We start from the raw sequence: 15775 nt of genomic DNA on the forward strand, positions 1-15775 counted from the left end.
GCAAGACAGGCCAAGGTGCCTTGAAAACCATCGCCTCGGGAGACGTCAGGAATGGCCGGAACTTTTGTCATCGCGCAGGGCGGCGGCCCGACCGCCGTCATCAACCAGACCGTGGTCGGTGCCACACTGGAGATCCGCAAGCGGCATCCCGGCGCCAAGGTGCTGGGTTCCATCCATGGCGTGCGCGGCATCCGTGACGGCAATTATGTCGACCTTTCCGCCATTCCGGAGGATCGGCTGCGGCTGATTGCCGGGACGCCGAGTGCAGCGCTCGGCTCGACGCGCGACAAGCCGGATGCGGCCTATTGCGATGTGATCCTCAACGGCTTGAAGAAGGCCGGTGCCGATGCCTTCATCTATATTGGCGGCAACGACACGTCGGGCACGCAGCAGATCCTGACCGATGCCGCCGGCGGCTCCATCGCTTTTGTCCATGCGCCGAAGACGATCGACAATGATCTGGAGGAGAACGACCACACGCCCGGCTTCATTTCGGCGGCCGAATTCGTCGCCGGCGCTTTCCTGTCCGTCGATCTCGATTTTCGTGCCCTGCCAGGCATTTATGTCGGCATCGTCATGGGCCGGCATGCCGGCTTCCTGACCGCCGCGGCCGCGGCCTGGCAACTCGACCCCGACAGCGGCCCGCACCTCGTCTACGTGCCGGAGCGGCCATTCTCGGCGGCCGGCTTCATCGACGACGTCCGCGCCACGCTCGACCGCCACAAACGCTGCATCGTTGCCGTGTCGGAAGGGGTGAGCACCGCCGACGGCAAGGCGCTGGTCGAAAGCCTGGTGCCGCCGGACAAACTCGAACGCGACGCGCATGGTAACGTCAAGCTGTCGGGCAGCGACCTGCCGGCCGCACTTGAGCGCGCATTGGCCGAGGGCCTGCCGGGCAAGCGGGCGCGCGTCGACGCGCTTGGCTACATGCCGCGCGGCTATATCGGCGCCATCAGTGCGGTCGACGCACAGGAGGCCTTCGATGCCGGCGCCTTCGCCGTCTCCGTCGCCGAACAGGGTGGCGGCTCGGTGGCGCTGCAATATGATGGCTCAAAGACGGTGCTGAAAAAGGTGCCGCTGAAGAATGTCGCCGGCAAGACCCGCCACATGCCGGACGATTTCATGAAACCCGACGTCAGCCAGCTGTCCGAGTCCGGCATGGCCTATCTCAAGCGGCTGGTGCCGGAGAAATACAAGGTCGGGAAGCCGTTCGTCTAATGGAGTGGTTCAGCAGAAGCATTGTTGACGACAAGACGACGATGCTGACCGAACCGTTCGTGCATGACTATGTGCGCGCCAACATCTGGCATCTACGCGGCCGCGACGCTGACCTGTTGGTCGATACCGGCATGGGCATCTGTCCGCTGGCGCCGGAGATCGAGACACCGCAGGGCAAGCCGCTGCTGGTCGTCGCCACCCATATCCATCTCGACCATGTCGGCTCGCTGCACGAATTTTCCTGGCGGGCCGGGCCGCGGATGAGCGCCGCGCAATTCGACAGCATGGATGAGGCGGCGACCTACGCCTACATGTTCCACGATCTCGAAGGCGCCGTGTCGAAACTGCCGGCGCCGGGCTGGAAGTCGGCGGATTACAAGATCCCGCCTGCACCGCTGACACGGACCCTCGATGAGGGCGACGTGATCGATCTCGGCGACCGGCAATTCCGCGTCCTGCATCTGCCCGGGCATTCGCCGGATTCGATCGCGCTGTTCGACGAGGCCGACGGCCTGTTTTTCAGCGGCGATGCCATCTACGACGACACACTGATCGACTCGCTGCCGGATTCCGACCGGGCCGCCTATATCAGCACCATGCAGCGCCTGCTCGACCTGCCGATCCGCGTCGGCCATGGCGGCCACGGACCAAGCTTCGACGGCAAACGTATGCGTGAGATTGCAACGGCTTACATCAGGCAAACCGGCGATATCTGAACTTCGCGAAGACCGTGCGCTGGCGGGGATGATCGCAAGACAGTTGGATGCTCACCCGCTCACAAAGAATTAAATCTTTGTAATATAACCGAAAAAACCTAATTTGCCCGCATCCGCGTCCTAGATTCCGGTTTCATCGACCCGAACGGCCGCCGCATGAAGCGAGACAGGCAGCCGCGACGGCCGGTACGCCGAATGGGCCGCTCCCCTCCCCAGACAGGCCACGGCGCCGAACCCAATGTCTCGCACGGAAAACGACCATGTCATCTCCCAACATCCTTCGCAGACATCGCGTCGCCGCATTGCTGGGCGCCGCCCTCATCATCTCCCCCTTCGTCGTCTCATTCGCTCAAAGTGCCGGCAATACAGGCGTGAGCAACGTTGTCGCGACGACCCAGACCCCTGTCGCCGGCATCACCGCCCCCAACGGCTCCTTTGCGCCGATCGTAGCGGCCGACAAGCCTGCGGTGGTGACGATTACCACCGTCATGAAAGCACAGCCGGCAAGCGCCGATGACGGGATGCCTCTCGGCAACTCGCCGTTCGACCAATATTTCCGCCAGTTCTTCGGTGACCAGGGCATGCCCGCTCCGCAGACACCACCGCAACAGACGCAACGCGCCGAGGCACTCGGTTCCGGCTTCATTGTCGACGCCGACGGCACGATCGTCACCAACAACCACGTTGTCGACGGCGCTTCCTCGATCAAGGTGACGCTCGATGACGGCACCGAACTTCCCGCCAAACTCGTCGGCCGTGACGCCAAGAACGACCTTGCCGTGCTCAAGATCAAAGCCGACAAGCCCTTGCCGACGGTCAAATGGGGCGACTCCGACAAGTTGATGACCGGCGACCAGGTGCTGGCGATCGGCAATCCGTTCGGCATCGGCACCACCGTTACAGCGGGCATCGTTTCGGCACGCGGTCGCGATCTGCACAGCGGACCGTTCGACGATTTCATCCAGATCGACGCGCCGATCAACCACGGCAATTCCGGCGGCCCGCTGGTCGACGTGAATGGCAATGTCGTCGGCATCAACGCGGCGATCTATTCGCCCAATGGCGGCAGTGTCGGTGTCGGCTTCGCCATCCCGTCCGACCAGGCCCAGAAGGTCGTCGCCAAGCTGATGAAGGATGGCTCCATCCAATACGGCTATCTCGGCGTCGAGATCCAACCGGTGACGCCGGATGTGGCCAGCGCCATTGGACTCGATCATCCCGGCGGCGCGCTGGTTTCGAAGGTCAATGACAGCTCGCCCGCGGCGAGCGCCGGCGTCGAGACCGGTGACGTCATCACTGGCTTCGCCGGACAGGACGTGAAGGACCCCAAGGACCTGTCGCGGGCTGTCGCCGATGTGGCGCCCGGCGCCAAGGAGCCGCTTGACGTCTGGCGCAAGGGCAAGGCCATGCAGATTTCCGTCGATGTCGGGCAAAACAGCGACGATGTGAAGACCGCATCGACGGATGACTCCAGCGCGCCGAGCACCGAACAGGGCTCGCGCGCACCGGCGATCGGCCTCGGCCTGATGGACATTACATCAGACATTCGCCAGCAGATGAACCTTGCCGACGACGAGCATGGCGCGGTGGTTGCGCGCGTCAATCCCGACAAGGCTGCGGCGGCTGCCGGCATTCAGCCGGGCGATATCATCACTGCGGTCAACCAGGTTCCGGTGAAGAGCGCCAAGCAGGTCACCCAAGCGATCGCCCAGGCCAGCAAGTCGGGCCGCAAATCGGTGCTGCTGCTGGTCGAACGCGACGGCGGCCAGATCTATGTCGCTGTGCCATTCGCCAACGGCTGAGACGCCGCGCGGACATGAAATGCGGATGCGGCCGGTCTGTTGCCAGGGGGTGGCGGATTGGCCGCGCCGGAGCGCCTTAGTCGCTAGCGGCAATATCGGCGCGGATGAGCACCGTCACCGAAGCATCCTGATGCAAAATGCGGTAGTTGCGCAGCACCTCGGCAATCCCAGGCGCATCGTGCAGGGGCGGCATAGGGTGCTGGTTCTCTATGTTCAGCAACACCGGCGCACGCGGTCCGCTTGTGCCGTCATCGACGATGATGTCAGGTCGTTTCGCGGCAAGTTCGCCTGCGATAGACGCCGTGTATCTTTCCCTGAGGGCGGCCAGATCCTGGCGTCTCGCGGGATCCTGTTCCAGCCCCATCAATATGCCCGCGTCATTGACCATCCAGCCCGATTGCTGACGTGCCACGAAGCGGGCGCCGGTCATGCGGGCGAGCGGGTTGCTGAACTGCAATTGCGACGCGATCGACATCATCGTCGGATGATCGACGGCGCGCACGATCGCCGCTGTCGAGGCATCCAGATCTCGGCGCGACTGGGCGAAGGCCATGCCTTGCTGCAACGCCGTCAAAAGCACGATCGAAAACACGCCGAGCGCGGCACCAGCCTTGACCGGCAGCGGCTGGCTTCGCAACGGCTTCAGCCTGACATATTGCAGCATCAATGCCAGGACGCCGAGCGTCAGGAAGGGCAGTGCCTGATAGGTCCAGCCCTTGCCCATGATGACGAAAGCCGGAACATAGGCGGCCCCGGCCAGCAGCATTGTCCTGGCGTCGCGATCGAGCCGGCCGGGAGAGGCCATCGCCAGCGTGGCGACCGCCATGGCCACGAACATCGTGACCTGCCACAGCATCAGCACGTCAATCACAGGCATGCGCATCGGCAGATAGACCTGACGCAGCAAGGGCATGACGTCGGTGAAGAAAGGCTGCATGAAGACGGCTAGCGCAATCAAATAGGCGACGGTGAGCGTGGCGCCGATCACATTCTCTGTCGTCAACAGCGGATGCAGCGAGCGCCGCTGCAGCGCAATGACCAGGGCCGGCACCGCCAGGGCGAGCACGCTGTAGGGCGGTTTGATCATGACGAAGATACCGGCGCCGACGCCGGCGATGATCCGCTCGGCCACGCTGCCGGCCTTGAAATCGACAGTCCTGTCGCGTGCGGAAAACAGGGCCAGCCACGGCAGCAGGACGATGACGGCTATCTGTTCGCGCTGGCCGAAATCGATCGGAAACAGGAAAAGCACGAAGAATACCGCGGCCGGCAGCATCCAGAGATGCCGTTTCGGCGTTTCGTCCGCCCGCGCGGCAATGCGGGCTGAAAACCAGACCGACGCAATCGCCAGCGTGGTCACGCCGATGCTCACCCAGAATTCCGCCGAAAGCCCGGTCAGCCGCTCGAGCAGCACGAAGGGCAAATAGAGCCAGGCGGAAAAGGCCGGATTGACCTCGATGATGTCGACCGAGAGGCGTTCACCGTCGAGCACGCGTTCGCCGATGGTCAGCAGCCAGGACACGTCGACATTGCCGGGCATGACAAGCAACGAGACAATGATCGCATAGGCGGCAATCAGCAGCGTCGCGGCCACAGGCCAGCCGAGCCGAAGGGCAGTCGCGGCCGTGACGGAACGCAACCCCGCCGGTTCGTCGGAAGCAACGAATGGCGCGTCCATGCCAGCTATCCTCACCACCAAAGCAGCAGTCGAGCAGGATATCTAGCAAACAGGCAGTTAAGGGCGTTCTAACTGGCGGTTGAACGCTGCCTGACCCTCAGAGCTTGCGCAGTGCTACTTCCTCGATCAGGTGGTCGGCGCCCTTGCGCAGGATCAAGTCGGCGCGGGCGCGCGTCGGCAGGATGTTCTCACGCAAATTCTTCAGGTTGATGTTGGTCCACAGGCCTTCGGCGATGGCGCGCGCCGAATCCTCCGACAGCTGCGAATAGCGGTGGAAGAAGGAGTCCGGATTGCGGAAGGCGGTCTCGCGCAGCCGCATGAAGCGCGAGATATACCACTCGTGGATCAGCTTCTCGTCGGCATCGATGTAAATGGCAAAGTCGAAGAAGTCGGACAGGAAAGGCACGATCTTGCCGTCCTGCGGCAGCTTGCCCGGCTGCAGGACATTGATGCCTTCGAAGATCAGGATATCGGGCCGGTCGATGGTGACGAATTCACCGGGAATGACGTCATAGGTGAGATGTGAGTAGACCGGCGCGCGGACATCGGGCAGCGCCGACTTGATGCCTGACAAGAAACGCAGCAGCGCGCCGACATCGTAGCTGTCGGGAAAGCCCTTGCGTTCCATCAGGTTTTCGCGGCGCAGCACCTCGTTGGGCAGCAGGAAACCGTCGGTGGTGATGAGATCGACCTTGGGGCTCGACGGCCAGCGCGCCAGCAGCTCCTTCAGCACGCGCGCCGTGGTCGACTTGCCGACGGCAACGGAGCCGGCGATGCCGATGATGAACGGCGTCTTGACGATATCGACGGCGTTGAAGAAGGCCTGACGCTGCCGGAACAGAAGCTGGCTCGCCTCGACATGGGCGGACAGAAGGCGCGACAGCGACAGATAGATGCGCTTGACCTCTTCGAGGTCAACCGGGTCGTTGAGCGACCGCAGGCGGCGGAATTCGTCATCGCTCAGCGTCAGCGGCGTGTCGGCACGGAATCGTGACCATTGCTCGGCCGAAAAGAAACGAAAGGGGGAATATTTCTCGGTTGGCGCGAGCTGATCCATCGAGATACCTGCCCTCCCTCGCGGTCAGCCCTTGGGCCGTGACGCCTTCTCGGCGATGCCCGAACGCCCGGTGCGGCTTTCGAGCTCCTTGAGCACGTCGCTCAACGGCACACCCGAAAGGCCGAGAACGACGAGCCAATGATATATAAGATCGGCACTTTCGGAAACGAGGCCCTGTGTGTCGCCTTTGACGGCGGCAATCACGGTCTCGACCGCCTCCTCGCCAAGCTTCTGCGCCGCCTTGTCGATGCCGCGCGCAAACAGCTTGGCTGTCCATGAGTCCGGATCGCCGGAGTTGGCGCGGTCTCTGATGATTGTCTCCAGATCGGAGAACGAAAATTCAGCCATGGCGCCTGAGAGCCTTTTTCTTAGCCGGACAGCCTCTAGGGCCGATCACCTGAGGAGTCCAGCCGCATCGGCAGGCCGGCCTCAGCCATATGCGCCTTGGCCTGCGCGATGGTGTAGGTGCCGAAATGGAAGATCGAGGCGGCCAGCACGGCGCCGGCATGGCCGTCGCGAATGCCTTCGACCAGGTGATCCAGTGTGCCGACGCCGCCCGAAGCGATGACCGGGGCGCGCACCGCATCAGCGATCGCGCGCGTCAGCGCGATGTCGTAGCCGGCCTTGGTGCCGTCGCGGTCCATCGAGGTCAAAAGTATCTCGCCGGCGCCGCGATCGACCATTTGACGCGCGAATTCGACCGCATCGATGCCGGTCTTCTCGCGCCCACCATGGGTGAAGATCTCCCATCGGTCGGCCTCGCCGGCACCGGAGACTTTCTTGGCGTCGATGGCGACGACGATGCACTGGTTGCCGAACTTGTCGGCGGCTTCGGCGACGAAATCCGGATTTTTCACCGCCGCCGTGTTGATCGACACCTTGTCGGCGCCGGCCAAAAGCAGCTTCCTGATGTCGGCGACCTGGCGCACGCCGCCGCCGACGGTCAGCGGCATGAAACATTGTTCGGCGGTGCGGGCAATGACATCGAAGATGGTTTCACGGTTGTCGGACGAGGCCGTGATGTCGAGGAAGCAGAGCTCGTCGGCACCGGCGGCGTCATAGGCCTTGGCCGCCTCGACCGGGTCGCCGGCATCGATGAGATCGACGAAATTGACGCCCTTGACGACACGGCCGTCCTTGACGTCGAGACAGGGGATGACGCGGGCTTTCAGCATTAGCGGCCCTCTATCGTGGCGATGAGATCGTTGAGCAACTGGCCGACCACCGGCGGCACGTTGGCCTGGGCATCGAAAGCTGGATCGTAAGCGGAAACGGTGATGCCGACGACCGGCACCGCAAGCGCCATGGCACAGGCCGCGTCGCGCAACTGTTCGGGGCTCGGCCCGCCTGACGTGACATAGCGGTTGGCCTGCAGCGCCTTGGGGTCGTGCACGTCGAGATCGAGATGCATGTGCACGCTTTTGGCGCCTACGGCTTTCAGCTTTTCGGTTGCTGGTCCCACACCCGGACATTCCGTGCGGATGATCGGCAAGGTCTTGAGAAGCTGTTCCTCCGCCGGATCGAGATCGCGGGCATTGATGAGCACGCAGCGCGACGGATCGATCGGCTTGAAGCCGGGAATAGCTCCTGCCATCGGGCGCCAGCACTGGCCGAGCACGGTCGCCAGCGCCATGCCGTCGAGAAAGCCATATACCGATGTCTCGGGCGTATTAAGGTCGCCATGCTGGTCGGCCCAGATGATCGCGTCGGCCCCCTCGCCGGCGACCGCGCCGGCTGACGTCAGGCAGTTTCCGGCCAACACGATGGGAAAGCGCCCTCTGTCGATGGCAATGCGGACCTCGCCCGAGACGGCGTTGCAGACGGCAAAGCCGGTGGCGATCTCGCGCTCCTGGTCGGGGCCGACCCTGCCGATATCCTCGACGGCGACATCGTGGCCGGCCATGGTCAGGGCGTCGACGAGACCGCCTGCGATCAGCGCGTCCGGGCCCTGGCCCATGCCGCCATGATAGTGGCCGCTGTCATAGGAGGCCAGGATGATAGTGAGCTTCACGAACGCGACTCCATTGCCGGTTTGCCCTGCAGGATCGCCAGCGCCTCAGTCGGATCGATGCGGCCGTCATAGAGCGCGCGGCCCGAGATGGCGCCTTCGAGCTTTTGTGCGTCGGGCATGGTCATGCGCACGATGTCGGCGATCGAGGCGAGGCCGCCCGAAGCGATGACCGGGATCGATACCGCGTCGGCGAGGTCGATGGTGGCGTCCCAGTTGATACCGGTCAGCACGCCGTCGCGGTCGATGTCGGTGTAGATGATGGCGGCGACGCCCGCGCCCTCGAACTTTTTCGCCAGTTCGATGACGCCAAGGGTGGACGCCTCGGCCCAGCCCTCGACGGCGACCTTGCCGCCCTTGGCGTCGATGCCGACGGCCACCTTGCCCGGAAAGGCCTTGCAGGCCTGCTTGACCAGGTCGGGATCGCGAACCGCCACCGTGCCGAGGATGACGCGGGCGAGGCCGCGGTCGAGCCAGTCCTCGATCTGTTCCAGCGTGCGGATGCCGCCGCCGAGCTGCACCGGGTTCTTCGTCGCCTTGAGGATGGCGCCGACCGCCGCGCTGTTGACGCTCTGGCCCTTGAAGGCGCCGTTGAGATCGACGACGTGCAGCCATTCGAAACCCTGGTCCTCGAAGGCTTTTGCCTGTGCGGCAGGGTCATCGTTGTAGATGGTCGCGGTCGCCATGTCGCCGTGCTTCAGGCGCACGCATTTACCGTCCTTGAGATCGATAGCAGGAAACAGGATCACGATTCAGGCGCCTTCAACGATGACGAAATGGCCCGTCGAGGCCGCAAGCCGGAACTTCGAGGCATGCTGATATTCAGGCGAATGATAGCATTCGACCGCCTTGTCGTAGGATTCGAACTCGACCAGGACGTGCCGGTTGCCGGTCGGCCCTTCCGGATTCTCATGGCGACCGGCGCGCACCGCGAATGTCGCGCCGTACTTGGTGAAGGCGGCGGCATTGGCCTCGATGTACTGCTTGTACAATTCGGGGTCGCGGACATCGATCATCGCCATCCAGTAGCCCTTCTTGCTCATGAGCCATCCCCTTGTTTGAGCATGATCTTTTCCGAAAACCGGTGGCCACTTTTCGGGATCATGCTCTAGGGCCTCCACTTCAGGAAATTGGTGATCAGGGCAAGACCCAGGGCCTGACTCTTTTCGGGATGGAACTGGGTGCCGACGAGATTGTCGCGGGCGACGGTGGCCGTCACCGGGCCGCCATAGTCGGCGACAGCCAGAACCTCGTCCGGCTTCCTCGCGTCGAGATGGTAGGAATGGACGAAGTAGGCGTGCAGCCCCGCCGCGCCAGTTGGAATCCCGGCAAACAGCGGATGCTCGCGCCTAAGCTCGATCGTGTTCCAGCCGATCTGCGGGATTTTCAGCGCCGGATCGGCCGGCGTGATCTCCTTGACGTCGCCTGATATCCAGCCAAAGCCGTTGGTGACGGTCTTTTCTAGGCCGCGCTCGGACATCAGCTGCATGCCAACGCAGATGCCGAGGAACGGCCGGCCCTTGGCAATGGCCACGTCCTCGACCGCTTCCCACATGCCGTCGACGGCACGCAGGCCGGCCGCGCAGTCTGCATAGGCGCCGACGCCGGGCAGGACGATGCGGTCGGCCGTGCGCACCCGGTCGGCATCGGCCGTCAGGTCGATCTCAGCCGATATGCCGGCTTCGCGCGCGGCGCGCTCGAAGGCCTTGGTAGCCGAGCGCAGATTGCCCGAGCCGTAATCGATGATTGCTACCCGCATGTCAGGGCCGTCCCGGGATGTGGGTCAGGCCCAGCGCCATGCCGGGCTGCGCCGGGCGGGCCAGGGCTGCATCGGGGACGATGCGCGGCGCCGGTGCGGCTTCCTTCGCCTGCCCCTCGACCTCGTGGGCATAGCGTATGTCGGCGTCGTCAAGCGTGCCTGCCTGAACCACGCCCCATTCGTGCCAGCCACGCCGGCGAAGGGCCGCGATGCGCAAGCCCTGCCCTTCCACGCCGACATAGAGCGAGACGAGCAGCGACAGCAGCGAACTGGCCAGCCCCAGACCGGCCGTTTCGCCAAGCATCGAAAGCGCGGCCATGACGACGAAGGCGATCCCGGCTTCGATCCACAACCGGTGCCAGGCGAACCATAGCGGCGGCACCAGCAGGCCGAGCCAGGTGAAGCCATCGCGGACAAAGGCCGTTGTGTCGACCTTCTCGCTGCGGCCGGGCGGTTCCATCACGACATAGGCGGCCATGGCGCTATCCCTTCAACGATCCCTTGGTGGAGGGAACCGCGTCCGGCTGGCGCGGGTCGTGCTCGAGTGCCGCGCGCAGCGCGCGCGCCACCGCCTTGAAGCAGGTCTCGGCGATATGGTGGTTGTTGGCGCCATAATGGTTGGTGACATGCAGCGTGATGCCGGCGTTCTGCGCCAGCGCCTGGAAGAATTCCCGTACCAGTTCGGTGTCGAAGGTGCCGATCTTGGGCGACGAGAAGGACACGTTCCAGACCAGGAACGGCCGGCCGGACACGTCGATCGCGGCGCGCGTCAGCGTGTCGTCCATGGCAAGGTCGATCGAGGCATAGCGCATGATGCCGCGCCGCTCACCCAGCGCCTTGGTCAGCGCCTGGCCGAGCGCAATGCCGGTATCCTCGACCGTGTGGTGGTCGTCTATGTGCAGGTCGCCCTTGGCCCTGACCGTCATGTCGATCAGGGAATGGCGCGACAGCTGGTCCAGCATGTGGTCGAAGAAGCCGACGCCCGTGGCGATATCGGATTTGCCCGAGCCGTCGACATGGACCGACACCGAGATGTCGGTTTCCTTGGTCTTGCGGCTGGCTTCGGCGGAACGGGGCGCCATGACCTTGTCCTTGTCTCAGGGGTTCAAAGCTCGAGAGACGAGCTTCGAGCATTCACCGGCTTGAAAACGAAAGCCTTCTAGCAGCATGATCCGGCGATTGCCAGTTGCCATCCCGGCCGCTATCGAGCGGTTTGCAATCATTGGTCCCATGCATACATATGGCCGATCGAAGTTACTCGTACCGCGCCAATCGCCTCTTTGGGATCGCGCGAATCGGAGCCAGGAATGTCAAATGAACTGACCATGCACGCCACGACCATCGTGACGGTGCGCAAGGGCAACAAGGTGGTGATCGCCGGCGACGGCCAGGTCAGCCTCGGCCAGACCATCATGAAGGGCAATGCCCGCAAGGTCCGCCGCATCGGCAAGGGCGGCAATGTGATCGCCGGTTTCGCCGGCGCCACCGCGGATGCCTTCACACTGCTGGAACGGCTGGAAGCCAAGCTCGAACAATATCCCGACCAGCTGACGCGCGCCTGCGTCGAGCTCGCCAAGGACTGGCGCACCGACCGTTATCTGCGCCGGCTGGAGGCGATGATGCTGGTCGCCGACAAGTCGATCTCGCTGGCACTGACCGGCACCGGCGACGTGCTCGAACCCGAATATGGCGTCATGGCCATCGGCTCGGGCGGCAATTACGCGCTGGCCGCGGCACGTGCGCTGATGGACACCGACAAGGATGCCGAGGAGATCGCCCGCAAGGCGATGCAGATCGCGTCCGATATCTGCGTCTACACCAACAACAATTTCGTCATCGAAACGCTCGATGCCGCCTGAGAAGGTGGTGCTCTATGATTTTCGGCCGGTCACTGAAAAAGACCTGCCGATGATCGCCGGCTGGCTCACCGAGCCGCATGTCGCCGAATGGTGGGACGATCCGGAGACGGAAATCGCCGAGATTCGCGATCATATCGACTCGATTTCGGTCGAGCCGCTGATCGTCGAACTCGACGGCAAGCCGATCGCCTATCTGCAGAGCTACGACCCGCATCTGGAAGACGACCATCCCTATGCCGACCAGCCATTCGGCACGCTCGGCATTGACCTATCGATCGGCCGGCCGGAGCTGGTCGGTATCGGCCATGGCTCGGCAATCGTGCGGCAGTTCGTCGAGGATCTGTTCGAGGAAGGCGTGCCGCGCGTCATCATTGACCCCGATCCGGCCAATCTCAGGGCCATCCGGGCCTATGAAAAGGCCGGATTCCGGGCCATAGACCGCAGGCAATCGGTCTATGGCGACGTCGTGCTGATGGCGATCGATGCCGACGATGAGCAAATGGCAAATGGGGGAATAACCAGATGAGCAAACCAGGCGCGGACGATGGCTATTCGGCCTATGAAGACAGCTGGCGCATGGGTCTTCTGCTCGTCCTTGGCCTGCTCATCTTCCAGGCCGGGGCTCTCTATGGCATGGGCCGGACGCCGATCTGCACCTGCGGCTACGTCAAACTCTGGCATGGCGTGGTGAACAGTTCGGAGAATTCCCAGCACATTGCCGACTGGTACACCTTCTCGCACATCATCCACGGCTTCCTGTTCTACGCGCTGGCGCGGTTCCTGTTCCCGCGTTCGCCGATCGGCTTACGGCTGGCCTTCGCCGTGCTCATCGAGGGTGGCTGGGAGCTGCTGGAGAACAGCCCGTTCATCATCGAGCGCTACCGCGCGGGCACCATTTCGCTCGACTATTATGGCGACAGCATCATCAATTCGGTGTCCGACACACTGGCCATGGTGCTGGGATTTGTGATGGCGCGAAGGCTACCTATATGGGTGATCGTCAGCCTCGCCATCCTTTTCGAACTGGGTACCGGCTACCTCATCCGGGACAATCTGACACTCAACGTGATCATGCTGCTGCATCCGTTCGAGGCCATCAAGCAGTGGCAAAGTGGAATTTAGATTATGACGACATTTTCTCCCCGCGAAATCGTTTCGGAACTAGACCGCTTTATCATCGGTCAGAAGGATGCCAAGCGCGCCGTGGCCATCGCCTTGCGCAACCGCTGGCGCCGCCAGCAGCTGGAAGGCCAGATGCGCGAAGAGGTGATGCCGAAAAACATCCTGATGATCGGGCCGACGGGCGTCGGCAAGACCGAGATCTCGCGCCGCCTGGCGCGTCTGGCCGGTGCGCCTTTCGTCAAGGTCGAGGCGACCAAGTTCACCGAAGTCGGCTATGTCGGCCGTGACGTCGAGCAGATCATCCGCGACCTGGTCGAGATCGCCATCGGCCTGGTGCGCGAAAAGATGCGCGAGGACGTCAAGGCGCGTGCCCACATCAACGCCGAGGAACGCGTGCTTGAAGCGCTGGTCGGCAAGACGGCGAGCCCGGCGACGCGCGATAGTTTCCGCAAGAAGCTGCGCGACGGCGAACTCGACGACAAGGAGATCGAGATCGAAGTGGCCGACACCGGCAATGGCGGCATGCCCGGCTTCGAGATTCCCGGCATGCCGGGCGCCAATATCGGTGTGCTGAATATCAACGACATGCTGTCGAAGGCGATGGGCGGCAAGAAGACCAAATCGCGCAAGACGACCGTCAAGGAGTCCTACGCGCTGCTGGTCAACGATGAGTCCGACAAGCTGCTCGACCAGGACGAAGTGGTGCGCCGGGCGCTCGATGCGACGGAGAATGACGGCATCGTCTTCCTCGACGAGATCGACAAGATCGCGTCGCGTGAAGGCGGCATGGGTGCCGGCGTTTCTCGTGAAGGTGTTCAGCGCGACCTGCTGCCGCTGATCGAAGGCACGACGGTGGCAACCAAATACGGACCATTGAAGACGGACCACATCCTGTTCATCGCGTCCGGCGCCTTCCATGTCTCGAAGCCGTCCGACCTGTTGCCGGAATTGCAGGGCCGTCTGCCCATCCGCGTCGAGTTGCGTGCCCTGGAGAAGGACGATTTCGTTCGCATCCTGACCGAGACGGAAGCCAGCCTGATCAAGCAGTATATCGCGCTGATGAAGACCGAGGGTGTCGACCTGACCTTCACCGACGACGCCATCGATCTCGCTCGCCGGCATCGCCGTCGATCTCAATGCCAGCGTCGAGAATATCGGCGCCAGGCGGCTGCAGACGGTGATGGAGCGGGTGCTGGACGAGATTTCGTATGACGCACCCGACCGCAACGGCACGGGCGTCACCATTGACGCCGCCTATGTGGAAAAGCATGTCGGCGACCTGTCGCGAAACACAGATTTGTCGCGATTTATCCTTTAAAGAACGGCGCCGGCTGGTCCGGCGCCGGTTCTGGCAACGCCTTCCGGCAAAACAATCATGTGTGGCCAGATGGTACCATCTGGCCACCTTTCGTCTTGCCGGGCAAGGGGCGCTCTCGACTCAACCCTGAGCACTACCCTAGTTTGCCCGCAAGATTTGCAGGCGGCGGCGCATGAAAAAACTCATTCTGGTCATTCTCGGCTTGACGCTGGCGGCGACGCTGATCGCTGCCGATGCGGCGACATTGGTGCCGCCGGGAAACCGCAATGCCGAGCAACCCGACATTCCCGGCGCCTCGAGCCGGCGCACGCAGGCGACCAACACCACCTTCCAGGCGAAGTACCGCAAGGTCTATGCATTGCTGCAGAACGACGCGGATCTGCGGGGCAAGATCAAGAAAGCCGCATCCGCTTATGGCATCGATCCTATGCACATCGTCGGTGCCATTGTCGGTGAACACACCTACAATGTCGACGCCTATGACCGGCTGCAGACCTACTACGTCAAGGCGATCTCCTACCTCTCCAGCAGGCTGTCCTTCGCCTATGATGGCGAGGACATCACCGATTTCGTGCAGCGCCCGGAATTCAAGAAATGCGCTGCAATGTCCGACAGTTACGATCTGTGGGAATGCCGCGAACAGGTGTGGAACCATTCGTTCCGCGGCAAGTCCGTCGGCGGGACAAGCTTTCCCGACGACCGTTTCGGTGCCACCTTCTTCCAGCCTTACTATGCCGGCCAGACTTTTGGGCTTGGCCAGTTGAACCCGCTCACCGCCCTGCAGATGAGCGATCTCGTGCACAAGGTGTCGGGCCTACCGAAGCTCGATGTCGGCGACCCCAATTCGGTCTACAAGACCATCATGGATCCGGACCTGACCTTGCCCTATGTCGCCGCGACGATCAGGAAATCGATCGATGCTTACAAGAGCATTGCCGGCTTCGACATTTCCGGCAATCCGGGGGTGACCGCCACGCTCTACAATGTCGGCAATCCGGAGCAGCGCGCCTATGCGCTGAAGGCGGAGAACGACAAGCGCCGCGCCGCTGGCGAGCCGGAAAAACTGCCGGAGGAGAATTATTACGGCTGGCTGGTCAACGACAAGCTGCCGGAGCTGAAGACGCTGTTTTAGGGCTGGGACCCTCCCCCTTGTGGGGAGGTCGGACCGAAGGTCCGGGTGGGGGTCTGCGCCGCATCCCCGCCCCGCTGCTTCGCAGCGACCCTCCCCACAAGGGGGA

The 15775-nt window shown here is 63.0% G+C and carries 17 protein-coding genes and 1 pseudogene; 8 read left to right on the forward strand and 10 right to left on the reverse strand.

Features of this window, described 5'->3' with window-relative positions; genetic code table 11:
- Window positions 1-51: 51 nt before the first annotated feature.
- From AC56QX_RS03895 to AC56QX_RS03905, 3 genes are all read left to right on the forward strand, one after another.
- A complete protein-coding gene (locus AC56QX_RS03895) occupies window positions 52-1218 on the forward strand; it encodes a diphosphate--fructose-6-phosphate 1-phosphotransferase (protein ID WP_497113793.1) in 1167 nt (388 codons plus the stop codon).
- A complete protein-coding gene (locus AC56QX_RS03900) occupies window positions 1218-1934 on the forward strand; it encodes an MBL fold metallo-hydrolase (RefSeq protein WP_497113794.1) in 717 nt (238 codons plus the stop codon). The genes AC56QX_RS03895 and AC56QX_RS03900 overlap by 1 nt, the downstream gene beginning before the upstream one ends.
- A 260-nt stretch (window positions 1935-2194) precedes the next feature.
- The gene (locus tag AC56QX_RS03905; RefSeq protein ID WP_497113795.1) at window positions 2195-3736 is read left to right on the forward strand and encodes a DegQ family serine endoprotease; all 1542 of its coding nucleotides are present in this window, start codon (window positions 2195-2197) and stop codon (window positions 3734-3736) included.
- Window positions 3737-3812: 76 nt separating this feature from the next.
- Here AC56QX_RS03905 and AC56QX_RS03910 read toward each other — a convergent pair whose 3' ends face one another.
- The 10 genes from AC56QX_RS03910 to hisB all read right to left on the reverse strand — a co-directional run bounded on the left by AC56QX_RS03910 (window position 3813) and on the right by hisB (window position 11320).
- Entirely contained in the window at window positions 3813-5414 is a 1602-nt protein-coding gene (locus AC56QX_RS03910) for a hypothetical protein (protein WP_497113796.1), read from the reverse strand.
- Window positions 5415-5511: 97 nt separating this feature from the next.
- Entirely contained in the window at window positions 5512-6471 is a 960-nt protein-coding gene (gene coaA / locus AC56QX_RS03915; protein ID WP_475454582.1) for a type I pantothenate kinase, read from the reverse strand.
- A 24-nt stretch (window positions 6472-6495) separates the two neighbouring features.
- Entirely contained in the window at window positions 6496-6819 is a 324-nt protein-coding gene (locus AC56QX_RS03920) for a phosphoribosyl-ATP diphosphatase (protein ID WP_497113797.1), read from the reverse strand.
- Between the two features lie 35 nt (window positions 6820-6854).
- On the reverse strand, window positions 6855-7646 hold the full coding sequence (gene hisF, locus AC56QX_RS03925; protein WP_497113798.1) for an imidazole glycerol phosphate synthase subunit HisF: 792 nt from the start codon (window positions 7644-7646) through the stop codon (window positions 6855-6857).
- Window positions 7646-8482, reverse strand: a complete 837-nt coding sequence (locus tag AC56QX_RS03930) for an arginase family protein (protein WP_497113799.1) — start codon at window positions 8480-8482, stop codon at window positions 7646-7648. The genes hisF and AC56QX_RS03930 overlap by 1 nt, the downstream gene beginning before the upstream one ends.
- Complete coding sequence (hisA, locus tag AC56QX_RS03935) at window positions 8479-9228, reverse strand: 1-(5-phosphoribosyl)-5-[(5-phosphoribosylamino)methylideneamino]imidazole-4-carboxamide isomerase (protein ID WP_497113800.1); 750 nt, start codon at window positions 9226-9228, stop codon at window positions 8479-8481. Before hisA ends, AC56QX_RS03930 begins: the two co-directional genes overlap by 4 nt.
- A 3-nt stretch (window positions 9229-9231) precedes the next feature.
- Window positions 9232-9522 (reverse strand): DUF1330 domain-containing protein, encoded by a 291-nt coding sequence (locus tag AC56QX_RS03940; protein WP_497113801.1) that lies wholly within the window; start codon window positions 9520-9522, stop codon window positions 9232-9234.
- A 65-nt stretch (window positions 9523-9587) separates the two neighbouring features.
- A complete protein-coding gene (gene hisH / locus AC56QX_RS03945) occupies window positions 9588-10238 on the reverse strand; it encodes an imidazole glycerol phosphate synthase subunit HisH (protein ID WP_497113802.1) in 651 nt (216 codons plus the stop codon).
- A 1-nt stretch (window position 10239) separates the two neighbouring features.
- Window positions 10240-10716, reverse strand: a complete 477-nt coding sequence (locus tag AC56QX_RS03950; protein WP_497113803.1) for a DUF2628 domain-containing protein — start codon at window positions 10714-10716, stop codon at window positions 10240-10242.
- Between the two features lie 4 nt (window positions 10717-10720).
- Window positions 10721-11320, reverse strand: a complete 600-nt coding sequence (gene hisB / locus AC56QX_RS03955) for an imidazoleglycerol-phosphate dehydratase HisB (protein WP_497113804.1) — start codon at window positions 11318-11320, stop codon at window positions 10721-10723.
- 225 nt (window positions 11321-11545) lie between these two features.
- On the opposite strand from hisB, the gene hslV reads away from it, so the two are divergent.
- From hslV to AC56QX_RS03980, 5 genes and pseudogenes are all read left to right on the forward strand, one after another.
- Entirely contained in the window at window positions 11546-12097 is a 552-nt protein-coding gene (gene hslV, locus AC56QX_RS03960; protein ID WP_497113805.1) for an ATP-dependent protease subunit HslV, read from the forward strand.
- Complete coding sequence (locus AC56QX_RS03965; RefSeq protein WP_497113806.1) at window positions 12087-12623, forward strand: GNAT family N-acetyltransferase; 537 nt, start codon at window positions 12087-12089, stop codon at window positions 12621-12623. The genes hslV and AC56QX_RS03965 overlap by 11 nt, the downstream gene beginning before the upstream one ends.
- Window positions 12620-13219 carry a DUF2585 domain-containing protein gene (locus tag AC56QX_RS03970; RefSeq protein WP_095203106.1) on the forward strand — a complete coding sequence of 200 codons (600 nt, stop codon included), beginning with the start codon at window positions 12620-12622 and terminating at the stop codon, window positions 13217-13219. The genes AC56QX_RS03965 and AC56QX_RS03970 overlap by 4 nt, the downstream gene beginning before the upstream one ends.
- Before the next feature lie 3 nt (window positions 13220-13222).
- Window positions 13223-14537 (forward strand): annotated as a pseudogene (gene hslU, locus AC56QX_RS03975) (ATP-dependent protease ATPase subunit HslU).
- 172 nt (window positions 14538-14709) lie between these two features.
- On the forward strand, window positions 14710-15669 hold the full coding sequence (locus AC56QX_RS03980) for a DUF1402 family protein (protein ID WP_497113807.1): 960 nt from the start codon (window positions 14710-14712) through the stop codon (window positions 15667-15669).
- Window positions 15670-15775 lie beyond the last annotated feature (106 nt).

The organism is Mesorhizobium sp. RCAM 06353 (assembly GCF_059683585.1).